The organism is Vulgatibacter sp. (genome assembly GCF_041687135.1).
Classification (GTDB): Bacteria; Myxococcota; Myxococcia; order Myxococcales; family Vulgatibacteraceae; genus JAWLCN01.
On sequence record NZ_JAWLCN010000002.1, the window covers coordinates 573,202 to 586,710 of the forward strand.

The 13,509-nt window shown below is 71.5% G+C and carries 8 protein-coding genes; 3 read left to right on the plus strand and 5 right to left on the minus strand.

The features are described 5' to 3' along the window. Position 1: 1 nt before the first annotated feature. The 3 genes from ACESMR_RS06330 to rimP all read right to left on the minus strand — a co-directional run bounded on the left by ACESMR_RS06330 (position 2) and on the right by rimP (position 2,679). Complete coding sequence (locus ACESMR_RS06330) at positions 2–316, minus strand: YlxR family protein (protein WP_373046044.1); 315 nt, start codon at positions 314–316, stop codon at positions 2–4. A gap of 6 nt (positions 317–322) precedes the next feature. Next, the gene (gene nusA, locus ACESMR_RS06335) at positions 323–2,020 is read right to left on the minus strand and encodes a transcription termination factor NusA (protein WP_373046417.1); all 1,698 of its coding nucleotides are present in this window, start codon (positions 2,018–2,020) and stop codon (positions 323–325) included. 146 nt (positions 2,021–2,166) lie between these two features. After that, the gene (rimP, locus tag ACESMR_RS06340; RefSeq protein ID WP_373046046.1) at positions 2,167–2,679 is read right to left on the minus strand and encodes a ribosome maturation factor RimP; all 513 of its coding nucleotides are present in this window, start codon (positions 2,677–2,679) and stop codon (positions 2,167–2,169) included. 213 nt (positions 2,680–2,892) lie between these two features. On the opposite strand from rimP, the gene ACESMR_RS06345 reads away from it, so the two are divergent. Both ACESMR_RS06345 and ACESMR_RS06350 read left to right on the plus strand, forming a co-directional pair. Then, on the plus strand, positions 2,893–3,696 hold the full coding sequence (locus tag ACESMR_RS06345; protein ID WP_373046047.1) for a carbon-nitrogen hydrolase family protein: 804 nt from the start codon (positions 2,893–2,895) through the stop codon (positions 3,694–3,696). A 76-nt stretch (positions 3,697–3,772) separates the two neighbouring features. Continuing rightward, on the plus strand, positions 3,773–7,210 hold the full coding sequence (locus tag ACESMR_RS06350; RefSeq protein WP_373046049.1) for a MopE-related protein: 3,438 nt from the start codon (positions 3,773–3,775) through the stop codon (positions 7,208–7,210). A 143-nt stretch (positions 7,211–7,353) separates the two neighbouring features. Here the strand turns inward: ACESMR_RS06350 and ACESMR_RS06355 are convergent, their stop codons facing one another. Next, positions 7,354–8,967, minus strand: coding sequence for a hypothetical protein (locus ACESMR_RS06355; RefSeq protein WP_373046050.1), 1,614 nt, complete (start codon positions 8,965–8,967; stop codon positions 7,354–7,356). A gap of 533 nt (positions 8,968–9,500) precedes the next feature. Here ACESMR_RS06355 and ACESMR_RS06360 point away from each other — a divergent pair. Then, positions 9,501–12,095: a hypothetical protein gene (locus tag ACESMR_RS06360; protein ID WP_373046052.1), complete on the plus strand. Its 2,595-nt coding sequence runs from the start codon at positions 9,501–9,503 to the stop codon at positions 12,093–12,095. Positions 12,096–12,107: 12 nt separating this feature from the next. Here the strand turns inward: ACESMR_RS06360 and ACESMR_RS06365 are convergent, their stop codons facing one another. After that, positions 12,108–13,397, minus strand: a complete 1,290-nt coding sequence (locus ACESMR_RS06365; RefSeq protein ID WP_373046054.1) for a glycosyltransferase family 39 protein — start codon at positions 13,395–13,397, stop codon at positions 12,108–12,110. Positions 13,398–13,509 lie beyond the last annotated feature (112 nt).

Sequence of the window (13,509 nt, forward strand, 5' to 3'; positions counted from 1 at the left end):
GTCAACCGGCGCCTCGATCCCGCGTCTGTTCTTCGTCGAGCCGCAAGCCTGCGGCAGCAAATTCTGCAAGCAGCTCCCCGGGCCGTGGCGCCTTCGCTTTGCCGCGGAAGGCACGCCCCAGGGCCCGGGGCGTCTCTGCTTTCGTCAGGCACGTGGTCCTCGGATGGACCCACGCGCCCCGCCCCGGCGCGGTCCCGGTGCTGTCGACCGTGACCTCGCCCGTCGGGCCTCGAACCAGGCGGAGGAGCCGCTCCTTCGGCTCCTTCCCCATGCAGCCCAGGCAGGTTCGCGTGGGCTCGTGGCGCACCGCTGCCACCTCGTCTTATTCCGCGTCGGCAGGCGCTGCCGGCGTCGCGGTCTCGAGCATCCTCGCGGCTGCCTGCCGCTCGCGCTCTGCGTTGAGCTCTTCGCGAAGTCGCTGTTCCTCGGTGAGGTACTGCTCCGCTGCGAACTTGACCTGCTTGGCCTTCTTCACGCCGAGGCCGCTGTTGTCGCCGAGCTTCATCACGTCGGCTTCCGCGATCAGATCCTCGACGGTGTTGTAGCCACCCGCCTCGAGCTGCTCGGCGGTGCGCTCGCTGACGCCCCGGACGCGGATCAGCCGTTCGCGGGGGGTGAGCTCGTCGGGATGCCGGCGGGCCTCGGCGATGCGGGCCGCCTCGCGCTCCTGCTCGATGCGGGAGAGCTCGGCTGCATCGTCGTACATCTGCGACCGGGCCTTCGCCTGCATCTCCGGGATGAGCTCGGGATTGATGCCCGGGATCTGCACGACCACATCGGGCGAGGCGTCGGCGATGTCCTTCGCCTTGCGGAATCCGTGTGCGTAGAGAACCTCCACCAGCGTGTCCGTCATCCCGGGGAGCTGGGAGAGGGAGTGGAAGGCGAAGTCGCGGAGCTCGGCGACGCGGGTCTCCGAGTTGATGTCGAGCTTCCAGCCGGTGAGCTGCGCGGCGAGGCGCACGTTCTGGCCGCGGCGGCCGATGGCCAGCGAGAGCTGGTCGTCGGGGACGATGATCTCCATCGCGTGGTTCGCGTCGTCGATGAGCACGCGCGAGACCTCGGCGGGCGCCAGCGCGGAGCAGACGAAGGCGGCCGGATCGGGATCGAAGGGGACGATGTCGATCTTCTCGCCGCGGAGCTCCTGCACCACGGCCTGGACGCGGGAGCCCTTCATGCCCACGCAGGCGCCGACCGGATCGACGTCCTGATCCCGCGACGAGACGGCGATCTTCGCGCGGCCACCGGGCTCGCGGGCTGCCGCCTCGATCACCACCACGCCCTCGGCGATCTCGGGGACCTCCATCTCGAAGAGCTTGGTGAGGAAATGCGGCGAGCCGCGGGAGAGGACGATCTGCGGGCCCTTCGACTCGCGGAGCACGTCGAGGACGTAGGCCTGCACACGGTCGCCTGCGCGGTAGGTCTCGCGGGGCACCTGCTCGCGGATGGGGAGCACCGCCTCGGCGCGCACCAGATCCACGATGATGTTGCCGCGCTCGAAGCGGCGGACGGTGCCGGTGGCGATGTCGCCCTTGCGGTCCTTGAACTCGTTGTAGACGTTCTCGCGCTCGGCATCGCGGGTGCGCTGCAGGATGACCTGCTTGGCGGTCTGCGCGGCGATGCGGCCGAAGCCACGGCGGAAGGTCTTGAGCTTCAGGATGTCGCCGTAGCGATCGTCCTGCGCCTTGGCCTCCGCAGCGTCCTCGTCGCGGTAGAAGATCTGGAAGACGAGCTCGTCACCGGCCTCCGCCTCGATGCCCTTCTGGCGGGCCTCTTCGAGGGTGAGCTGGTTGATCTCCTGGAGCGGATCGGTGACCTCTTCGACCACGGTCAGCGCCTGGAAGACCTCGACCACGCCCTTGTCCGGGTTGTAGTGCGCCTCGAGCGTGCGCTCGGCGCCGAAGGTCTTCTTCGCTGCGGTGAGGATCGCCTGCTCGAGCAGGTCGACGATCACCTGGCGGTCGATGCCCTTGTCCTTGGCCACCTGATCGATGATCAGGTTGAGGTTCACGCTCTGGCCCATTCCGCCCTGCATACTCTCACTCCTTGTGCGGGGTGGCTTTCGCCTTCCCGCCGCAGCTCCTCTCGGAGCTGCCCAGTTCGCGCGGTGTGCAAGGCCCCGGGTCCCGCGCTATGTCGGCCTCGTCCGGGAAGGCCGCTGTCTCGAAGTCACTTCCGTTCCCGGAGGTCGGCTGCCAGCGCGTCGAAGTCGATCGCGAGGTGTGCCTTGGCGACCTTGTCCAGGGGGACGGCGTACTCCGTGCCGTCGATCTCGATGCGGACGACGTCGTCGGAAGAGATCCCCAACAAACGACCCTTGTAGTTCTTTCGCGGCGGGTCGCCGATGGGGCCGAAGGTCTTCAGCTCGATGTCCCTGCCGGCGAACTGCTCGAAATGCGCCCGGGTCTTCAGGGGACGCTCGAGGCCGGGGCTGGAGACCTCGAGGGCGTAGGCCGGCTCGATGAAGTCCTCGACGTCGAGCAGCTTCTCGACCTGCCGGGAGATCTCCTGGCAATCGTCGAGGGAGACGCCGCCCGGCCGGTCCAGGTAGAGGCGCAGGACCCAGCGGCCCCCTTCGCGCAGGAATTCCACGTCGACGAGCTCCATCCCCCCGTGGGAGGCGAGCGGCTCGGCGAGCTCGCGAACTTTGTCGGTAATGCCCTGGACGAATGCGGTGCTCATGCCCTGAAAAACAAAAAAGCGGGCCGTTGGACGCCCACTTTCCGAAGAGGTCTCCGAAAAAGCTGCGATGCGGATAGCAGATAGGCATTGCACGGTCAAGGCGCGAGGGGCCCGGAAGCGGCTTTCGCCAGGGTTTGCGGCGCCTCCCGGGAGGGCGGGAGCGCTGCCGCTTCGGCGGTCGACCGGCGTCGTCCCGGGCCTTAGGATCGGTCCATGGAAGCGATCCTCGCAGCAGCCGTGCAGGTGAATACCGGCACCGACCGGAAGCGGAACCTCGACGACGCCCTCGCCCTGGTGGACCGGGCCTGTGCCCGCGGGGCGCGCTTCGTCGGCCTTCCCGAGAACGTGGACTTCATGGGGCCGGAGGCGGAGAAGATCGAAGGGGCGGAGGATCTCGACGGGCCCACCTTCTCGGCCTACGCGGAGAAGGCGCGGGAGAAGGGGATCTGGCTCCTCGCCGGCACCATCGCCGAGCGGGCCCCCGCAGGCAGGATCTTCAATACCAGCGTGCTCTACGGTCCCGACGGCGGGCGGGAGGCGGTGTACCGGAAGATCCACCTCTTCGACGTCGACATCCCCGACGGCGCCACCTACCGCGAGAGCCACACGGTGCAGCCGGGCCACGAGCCGGTGGTGGCGGAGCCGGCGTTCGGCAACGTGGGCCTCTCGGTCTGCTACGACCTGCGCTTCCCGGAGCTCTATCGCTTCCTCAGCGATCAGGGGGCGGAGATCCTCACCGTGCCCGCGGCCTTCACCCTCCACACCGGCAAGGACCACTGGGAGGTGCTGCTCCGCGCCCGGGCGATCGAGAACACCTGCTACGTGCTGGCGCCGGCGCAGGTGGGCAGGCATGCGGCGAAGCGGGTGACCTACGGCAACGCGATGATCGTCGATCCGTGGGGGACGGTGATCGCGCGCTGCTCCGACGGCCCCGGCTTCTGCATCGCAGAGCTCTCGCCCGCGGTGCTGGCCAGCGTGCGGGGGCAGATCCCCTGCCTCCAGCACCGGCGGCTCTGACCGAAAATCTCCCATGGACATGGTAACCGGGCGCCCGGCCCCTCGTCTGGGGAGCGTTGGACTATTTGGAGGTCCCATGCTCCCGAAGAGATGGATGGTGCTCGGCGCCGCGCTGCTCGTCGCAGCTGCGGGCTGCAGCGACGAAGAAGAGAAGCGGGCCAGCGTCGGCAAGCCGGGCGACAAGGACGGCGACGGCGCCGGCGACGGCAACGACAACTGCCCCGATCACGCCAACCCCGACCAGCTCGACGGCGACGGGGACGGGATGGGTGACGTCTGCGATCCCTCGCCCGCCGGCTTCGCCATCGACGCCTTCCAGCCCGCTGCAGCCTACCGGCTCCTCGACGTGCCCTTCGAGGCGCAGGGCCGGGGCTTCGAGGCGGACGCGACGCTCGAGCTGATCCACGCCGACGACGAGAGCGTGCGGGTGGCGCCTTCGATCGAGCAGGTCGCCGCGGACGGCACCCGGATCACCGGCACGATCCCCGCCGATGCCGAGCGCCTCCAGGGGCTCTACGACGTGGTGATCACCAACCCCGGCACCGGCGAGCAGGAGGTGCTGCCCGCCGCGTTCCGGGTGGCGATCCAGCCGCCGCCCTCGGTCACCGAGGTCTCGCCTCCCTTCGCCTGGCACGGTGATCCCGGCGACGGGATCCTCTCCGACAAGGCGATCGCCATCGGCGGCACCGGCTTCGCTTCGACGCCCGGCGTCTTCTGGGTCTCGGCAGCCGATCCGACCCTGCGCTTCGCCGCGGTGCAGACCGCCTTCGTCGACGCCTCCACCGTGAACGCGGTGGTGCCGAGCGAGACGCTGGAGATGCCCGCCGGCGACTACCACCTGCTGGTGGAGAACCCGGACCTGCAGTCGACCTATTGGATGGAGGGCGAGGCGCGCGGCGTCTTCCGGATCATGCCGTCGCCTGCGCCGCTGATCTTCAACCTCGATCCCCCGCGGAGCGCCTCGGCGGCGCCGACCCGGGTCCGGATCCTCGGGCGCTACTTCGCCGAGGGGCTCACCGTCGACTTCCTCGACGCAGCGGGGCAGAGCCTCTACGCCGCGCCGGTGGAGCGGATCTCCGACGGTGAGCTCGCCATCGAGATCCCGGCGGGCACCCTGACCAACGGCTTCTACCCCGTGCGCGTCACCGGGCCGGACGGCCAGTTCGACACCTTCTACTCCTGGCAGGCGACGTCGAGCGCGTCGGGCAAGCTGGGCGCCACCACCGTGGTCGACGGCGTGCTCCGCCTCGGCCGCGAGCGCCACGGCGGCACCAACCTCTTCGACGATTTCGGCCACGGCTACATCGCGGTGGTCGGCGGCGTCACCATCGACGAGGCCGCGAACCGCGCCCCCTCGGATACCTTCGAGGTCGCCCCGGTCTCCCTCTTCGGCCCGCCGGGTGATTTCCGCACCGGCCTGCAGTGGGACGGCGCGGCGCACGTCGAGAACCGCCTCGCCACGCCGCGTGTCGGCGCGGCGCTCGCCCGCTTCGGCCCCTGGCTCTACGCCATCGGCGGCACCACCACCGATCCCCGCGCCGGCAGCACCACGGCGCTGGCGACGGTGGAGCGCGCCCGCATCCTCGGCGTCGACACCATGCCGGCGATCTCCAACCCGGTGGCGAGCGGCGGCACCGGCCTGCCCATCGGCGCCTGGTACTACCAGGTCGCGGCGATCTGCCCCGAGGGCGAGACCCTGCCCTCCCGCGAGGCCCTCGCCCGCCGTGCGGGCGGCGTGATCACCGTGCGCTGGAGCGCGGTGAGCTGCCTCGACGGTTCGGTGGCGCAGCACTACAACGTCTACCGCTCGCTGGCCTCCGACGGCCGCGCCGCCTCCACCCGGCTCGTCGCCACCGCGGTGCCGGCCCTCGAGCTGCGCGACGACGGCCGCGAGCTCCTCGCCCCTGCCCCCGGCAACGTGCGCGGCGCGCTCCTGCCCGACGGCTCCCTCGCAGCAGGGACCTACGGCTACCGCGTCGCCGCGGTGCTGCCGAGCCACGAGACCGTCGCCGGTTACCGCGCGGTGATCGAGGTCGCGGGCACCGGCACCGGCACGGTGGAGCTCCGCTGGGATCCGATCCCCGGCGCCACCTACCGCGTCTACCGCACCGGGGCGGGCACGCCGGACGGCGCCCTCGGCCTGCTGGCGGAGGGACTGACCGAGAACCGCTTCGTCGACGACGGCAGCGTCGCGCTCGATCCGGCCACGCAGCCGCAGGAGGGGATCGCCCCGCTCCAGCCCGGCGCCCTCACCCGCTGGCTCCCCGCTGCCTCGCTGCAGGTGGCCCGCGAGGGCGCCGAGGCGGTGGTGGTGGTCGTCCCCGATCCGGCGGACGCGACCCAGGGGATCCCCTTCCTCTTCGTGGTCGGCGGCGGCGACGGCGCGCAGGCCTTCACCTCCACCGAGCGCGCGCAGATCCTCCCCGACGGATCCCTCTCGGCGTTCGAGCCGGAGGAGGCGCAGCTCACCACCGCGCGCAGCTATCCCTCGGTGGTGACCAACCAGGGCCGCAGGGAGATCCCCCTGCCCCCGCCGCCTGCGGAGCCGGCCTGCCCCGACCTCGACGGCGACGGCCACACCAACGCAGGCTGCGGCGGTGACGACTGCAACGATCTCGATCCCACCGTGCACCCCGGCGCGGTGGACATCTGCGGCGACGGCGTGGACCAGGATTGCTCCGGCGACGACCTCGCCTGCGATTGCTCGATCCAGCCCGACGCCGACGGCGACGGACACGAGCGGGTCGACTGCGGCGGCGACGACTGCAACGACGGCGACGCCTCCGTCCACCCGGGCGCCGCGGAGATCTGCGGCGACCTGATCGACCAGGACTGCAGCGGAGACGACCTCGTCTGCGCCTGCGAGATCCCGGACGAGGACGGCGACGGCCACGCTGCGATCCGCTGCGGTGGCGACGATTGCGACGACACCAATCCCAACGTGCACCCGGGAGCGGAGGACCTGCCCAACAACGGCATAGACGAGGATTGCGACGGCAGCGACACGCTCATCCTCCAGTCGGTGGCCGGGGCCCTGACGCCGGCGCCGGCGGACGAGCCGCTCTACCTGGTGGCGACCTTCGGCTCCGACGGGAGCGGCGTGCTCGGCAGCTTCGAGGTGGCGCAGATCGACCGGGCCACCGGCCACATCGTCGGCTGGACCCGCCAGGCGGCGACCGCCTCGAACAACACCGTGATGGGCGGCGAGGCGCTGCTCTACACCGCGGGCACCGACGAGGACTTCGTGTGGATGTTCGGCGGCGCGCGCACCGTGCCGCAGCCGGGCAGCGCGCCGCAGACCTCCAAGGCCTCGCGCCGCTACTTCTGGTACGGGAACGCCGAGCCGGTCCCTGCCGAGGACGCGCTGGTGGCGGACTTCAGCGATCCGGGTGCGGATCTGCAGCTGGAGCGCGCGTTCTTCAGCACCGTGCGGCTGAACGCCTTCCTCTACCACGTGGGCGGCACCGCCTCCGGCGGCGCCCCGCGCCGCTCGGTGGAGTTCCAGACGCAGTAACGGCCGGCGGAGGGCCCACGGCCCTCGAACGCAAAAGCGTATGCGCCCGCAGGGCGCCCGTTGTCCGCTTGCTCCGCACCAGCGGGGCGAGTGGGCAACGGACAAGGGCCCGGTGCGCAGCTCGCGTGCCGGGCCCTATCCTTTCAGCGCGCCTCGTCGGCGTCGGTGATCCGCTCGAAGACGATCCGCTCGATCCGCGCCGGCTCCTTGCCCGCCCGGACGAGCACGTCCACCTTCTGCGCCGGGCCGCTCCAGATCAGGCCACCCTCCCCGTCCGCATGGCGCGCCGGGCTGGCGGCGGCAGCGGCCCTGTCGGCGGGGCGCAGCACAAGCCGCAGCCTCCCCGTACCGACGGCGCGGACCCGCCAGGAGCCCGCGCCGAGTTCGACGTGGACACGCGCGGCGGCGCCGCGCTCGAGCTCGCCTCGCAGCACCCGCTCCGAGTCGAGGCGGGCCACGCCCCTCTTCCCGGTCGCGAAGAGGAGGCCCGGGATCTCCACCAGCCCCTCCTCCCGGCGGATGCCGATCCGCCCCTCCTTGCGAACCCAGGCGAGCGTCCGGACGCGGTGGGGCTCGCGCCCCTTGAGGTTCACCAGCTGGTAGGCCTGCCGGAAGGCGGGGTCCGCCACCAGCTCCTTGCCGCTCCGGAAGCAGCCACGGGCGCTGCCGGTAGGCAGGCACATGACCACGATGTCCGGCGCACGGGAGAGCACGTAGGCGCCGTTGCCCAGCTCGTGGCCGAGGAAACCCTTGCCGAAATCCGGCGGCGGGTTGCTGGCGAGGAAGCGATCGTTGAGCCCCAGCATGTCGAGGGCCGGGAGCCGCGAAAAATAGGGGATGGTCCCGGCGGCATCCACCGCCACTAGCGGGCGCTGCGCGGCGAAGGCTTCCTGCAGGAGGTTCCCGAGGACGAGGCCGTCCCACTCCCAGCGCTCGTGGATCGCCCGGTCGTTCTCGGGATCCCTGGATTGCGCGAATCCGAGAGCGATGAGGGCGGTGAGGCCCGCCACACCGCCAGCCAACGCAGCACGCGGGCCCCTGGCGCAGAGCCAGCGGAGGCCCTCCGCAGCGAGCAGCGCGAGGAGCACCACCGCGGGGACGAGGTGGCGACGGGCCGGGAAGATGTCGCCGCCCACGGCCGCCACGTAGCAGAGCCAGGCGAGGAGTGGCACGAGGAGGAGGAAGGTCCGGTACCGATGGCGCCGATCGATCGCTGCGACGACGCCGAGGAGCGCCAGGGCGGTGAGGCCTCCGAGCCAGAGCAGGCCGTCACCGACGTAGCTGGCGCCGTCGGCGAAGCGGCCGAAGGAGAAGGCGACCTTCGCCCGGGCGGTGTTGACCACCCAGTCGCCGTAGTAGAGCAGCCGGAAGGCGAGCTGGCCGCCAACGGCTCCTGCCGACGGCAGCGCGAGGCGGAGCCCGTCGGCGAAGGCCGTACGGCGGAAGCCACCAGCGAGAACGAGCGCCGCCGCGAAGGTGGCGGTGAAGAGCGGACCGTCGGGGCGGGTCAGGCAGAGGAGCGCGAGCAGGCCGCCCGCCGTCCACAGCCGGCTGCGCCGCGGCGCCTCGAGCTCGGGCAGGAGGAGCACCGCGGCCCACGACAGCAGCGCCGCCAGCAGCGGCTGTTCCAGGCCGCCGATGGCCCAGACCGCGATTGGTCCGGCGAGCGCGAGAGCGAGCACGGGCAGGCCGAGGGGGAGCTCGACGAGGCGCCGGGGGCCGTAGGCGAAGAGGAGCGCCCCCATGACCGCGGCCATCGAGAGGGAGCCGAGGACCCGGGCGGCGACGACGAGATCGAGCCCCAGGGCGCCGAGCGCCGCGGTGCCGAGGACCCAGAGCAGGTTGGAGTACCCCTCGACGCGCTCCCCGTCCGTCCAGGTCAGGCCCTCGCCCTGCAGGAGGCGGTCGGCGTAGCGGAGCGAAATGAGCGAGTCGTCGGCGATGAAGGGAGGTAGCGCGCTGCATGCAGCGCGAGCAGCACCAGCCCGAGCAGGCCGACGAGGAATGGAAGGTACGACTCTTTCTGCCGCGACACCTGCAGCCTCCGGGCGGGCGAAGTCTCCACCGGGGACCTCCCGACGGGAACGCTTCAGTAGCGCCTGCTTGCCAGTTGCGGCAAGAATCGGGGCGACGGTAGGGGGCGTTCCTGATGGCTGTAGAGATTCTGCGGGTTTGCGGCGAGCTTCTCTTGCGGGGCTGGCCCCTCCTGTGCGGGCTGCTGGCACTGTGCGCGCTCTTGCTGGGAGTGGAGGCGCGGTTTTCCAATCGCCTCGGGCAGGGCACCCGCCGCGTGCTGCACGGTTCTCTCCTCGCCGCTGCCGGGGCCCTGGGACTCTTCCTCGCCTGGCAGGTGCTCTGGCTCTGCGACGATGCCTTCATCAGCTTCCGCTACGCGCGCAACTTCGCCGAGGGGCACGGCCTCGTCTACAACGTGGGCGAGTGGGTCGAGGGCTACACCAACTTCCTCTGGACCCTTCTGCTCGGGCTCGTCGGCAAGGCCGGCGGCGACATTCCCCTCGCCGCGTTGCTGGGCAACCTCGCCTGCTTCGTCCTCGCGCTCCTCGCGGTGGGCGCCACGGTGCGACGCACCGCGCCCGGCCCGGTGCTCGTTCCCTTCGCGGTCCTCGCCCTCGCCGCCACCCGCCCCTTCCACACCTTCGCCAGCTCGGGCCTCGAGACCATGCCGGCGGCGCTCCTCGTGGCTGCGGGGCTGTGGGCGAGCACGCTGCGGAACGGCGCGCTGCTTTCTGGCTTCGCCCTCACCGGCGCGGTGCTGATGCGGCCGGATCAGGTGCTCCTCTACGCCTGCATGGGCCTCGCGATCGTGGGCGAGGATCTCCTCTTCCGCGTCGACCGGCCCCTGCTCCGCCGCCTCGACTGGAAACGAATCGCGCAATACGCTGCACCCTTCCTGCTGCTTTACGTGCCCTACTTCTTCTGGCGGTGGAGCGCGTACGGCGATCTCTTCCCGAACACCTACTACGCGAAGTCGGGCGGGCTGGCCTATTACGAGCAGGGCTGGGTCTATCTCACCCATTTCGCGGCGACCACGGGCGCCTGGTTGTGGGCGCCGCTCTTCTTCGCAGTGCTGTGGGGCCCGCGCCGGAACCGGGACGAGACGCGGCTCCGCATCTTTGCCCTGCTGGCCGTGCCGCTCCTCACCCACTACGTGGCGAAGGTCGGCGGCGACTTCATGGAGCACCGCTTCTTCGTCCCGCTCCTTACCATCGTGGCGGCGGTCTTCGAGTCCTCCCTGCGCTGGCGTCTGACAGAAGGCGCGCGTGCCTGGCGCTGGGCGCCGGCGACCGCCGTCTCGCTGGCGGTGGCGGCGACGCCCGTCGTGCCCATCGGCCCCGGGGAGATCCGCTGGCACCTCGCCAACGAACCCACCTTCTACCGGGTGCAGTCGATCCTGCCGATCGTGGTGGAGTCGGAGCGCGGCAGGGTCCTCCACGAGGTGCTCGGCACCCGGGGGCTCACGCCGCTGGTCTCCGAAGGGCGGATCGGCCTGGTCGGCTGGATCACCGGCCTGCCCCTGATGGATCCCCTCGGCCTGACCAACCGCCGCGTCGCCCACAAGCCCCTCCTCCACCGCGCGCGGCCCGGGCACGAGAAGGTCGCCACCCTCGACGACATGCTGGCAGAGGGCGTGGTCCTCTCCTTCGACGACGCCTGGGGCGAGCGCTACCGGCCCTTCACCCAGATGCGCCTCGGCCGCGCCTCCGCCTACCTCGTCCGCTGGGATCAGGCCCTCGCCGACGGCCTCGCCGGTGCGAAGGACGCGGCGCTGCCGCAGGTCGAGCGCAGCCTGCGGAAGCTCCTCGGCAGCGCGCCACGGAGCGAGATCCTGGGCACCCTCCCCTTCCTGCGGCGCTTCCTGGTCGACCATCCGCGCAGAGTGGAACTGCTCGCGCAGGTGGCCGCGCACCTGCGCGCGGTGGAGGATTTCGAGACGGATCGTCCATCCGCGGGCGTCTTCACAATCGCGACCGGTTCGCTGCCGCCGGGCGCTTCGGGCAGCGGGTGGCTCGCGTCGGATGATGCTGCCACGGGCAGCTACGAGCTGCCGCTCGGCGCCCTGCAGCCGGGTGAGCTGCGCTTCGCGCTCGGCGGCTGCGCAGCAGGTTGCCGTGCCGAGCTGATCGTCGAGGGCGCCGTGGTGCACCGGGCGGAGCCGCGCGACGCCTCGCGCCTGTCGCCGGTCTCGTGGCCCGTCGGCGCGTGGTCGGGCCGGCAGGCGGCGCTGCGCTTCGTGGACGAGGACCCTTCCGGCGCGCTCCTCGCCGACGGGGTGCATTGGAGCGCGCCGCTTCGCGACATCCGCGAGCGTCTCCGCAATGCCCGCCGGGTGGAGAGCGCGCTGGTCGCCGCGGCGGAAGAGGTGCTGCCGCCGGACGATCCGGACCTCGTCGCCTATGCCGCCCGCTTCGCGGCACGGTGGGATCTCGATTCCCTCCCCGAAGGCGCCGTGTCGGTGGGTGAGGCCTTCGGGCGGCGGCCGGTTCGCAAGGCGCTGCGCGGGCAGCAGCCCGTGATCGGCGTGCAGGGGCGCGGCTTCCTCAACTCCTTCCACGGTGGCGACGCAGCGACCGGCAGGGTGGAGCTGCCGCCCTTCGAGCTGACCGGGGCGCCGATCCACCTGCTGGTCGGCGGCGGCGCCGCCTGCGACGAGACCTACGTCGGGCTCGAGGTGGACGGCAGGATCGTCCGCCGCGTCTGCGGGCGCGGCGACGAGGTGCTCCGCCCCGCGGTGCTGCGGACCCGCGGGTTCAGGGGCAAGCGGGGCCGCCTGGTGCTGGTCGACGAGGCGACGGGCCCCTGGGGCCACCTGCTGGTGGACGACGTGATCGTCACGGGCACAGGCGGCGCGTCGCCGGTGCCCTGATCGCCCCGGTTGTCAGCCCCCGCCAGCGAGCTCTTCCTGCCCGAGGAGCTTGCGGATCCGCGCGTCGAGCCAACCGCTCGCCCGCACGAACGCGTCGGCGGTGAGAATCGCGAAGAAGAGATCGAAGGGCACCCGCATCCGCGGATCGCCGAGGAAGAGCCAGAGCGTCAGGATCGCGCTGCAGATGAGGAACGCGAGGAGCAGCCGGCCTGCCTCCTCCCGCGCGAAGATCCGCCGGCAGGAGACGACGAGCGAGAGGAGCGCCGGCAGCAGAAGCAGCGGAAAACAGAGCCTGCCGTAACGATCGAGGAGCCGTTCATGGCCCGGCATCCCCGGCCAGAATTGCAGCTTCGTCTGGTTGAAGCCGATGCGCACGTTCTCGAGGGAGCGCAGCAGCAGCGCGGGGTCCTTCGCGATGAGCGCGAAGGCCTTGCCGTAGAAGTGGCGCTCCTCATAGAGCGGAACCCGCGTCCGCTGGTGCCCCTGGTACCGGAGCATGTTGGGCAGCGGGTAGATCTTGTGGTCGTAGCCGCGCTCGCGGAAATGGATGCCGGCGACCTCCGCGTGGGCCAGGTAGAAGTTGAGCCCGCCGTTGGTGGCGAGCCCCGTGGGCCTGCCCATCAGCTGCGAGTTGTGGACGCAGGCCGCTGCGAGAACGGGCAGCGTGCCGGCGAGCACCAGGGCGGCGAGCCGGAGCGCCCGCCGTGCGCCGGGGACCGCGAAGAAGAGCCAGAGCGGGAGCGCCGGCAGGAAGAGCAGGAGATTCGGCCGCACCACCGTCGCGGCGCCGAGCGCCAGCCCCGCGCCGAGCGCTCTGGCGGCAGAAGGCCGCTCCGCCATCCGGAGCAGCAGCAACGTGCCGGCTGCGAGCAGGAAGGTGAAGAGCGTCTCGGAGAGGAGCAGGCCGCCGTAGAGGACGAGCGGCAGGTGCAGCGCGGTGACGGCGCCGGCGAGGAGGGCGACCCTGCCGTCGCGCGTGATCCGGAGCGCCAGCGCCCAGGCGATCGCCGCGGTGCCGGCGCCGAGCAGCGCCTGGACCACCGCTACGAACGTGAAGCTCTTGCCGCTCACCGCGTAGAGCGCTGCGAGGAACGCGGGGTAACCCACCGGCGTGAAGGTGTCCCAGGGGCCGAGCTCGCCGCTCCGCAGATGCTCCGCCCGCAGGTCGTAGACCCACATGTCGGAATCGATGAAATCCCCCGGGCGGTGGACGACGAGCCCGAAGACGAGCCGGATCGCCAGCGCGACGAGGAAGATGCCGAGGGCGGGGGCGGCGGGGTGCCGGAGGAGACGGGATTCCATCGGCGGCGGAGCATAGCCGAACGACGCGGGTGGCGACGATGCGGATCCGGGCTGGCGGGAGGCCCGTGCAGGCAACCGATCGGATGCAATCTCGGCAGCCGACTGCCAGCCG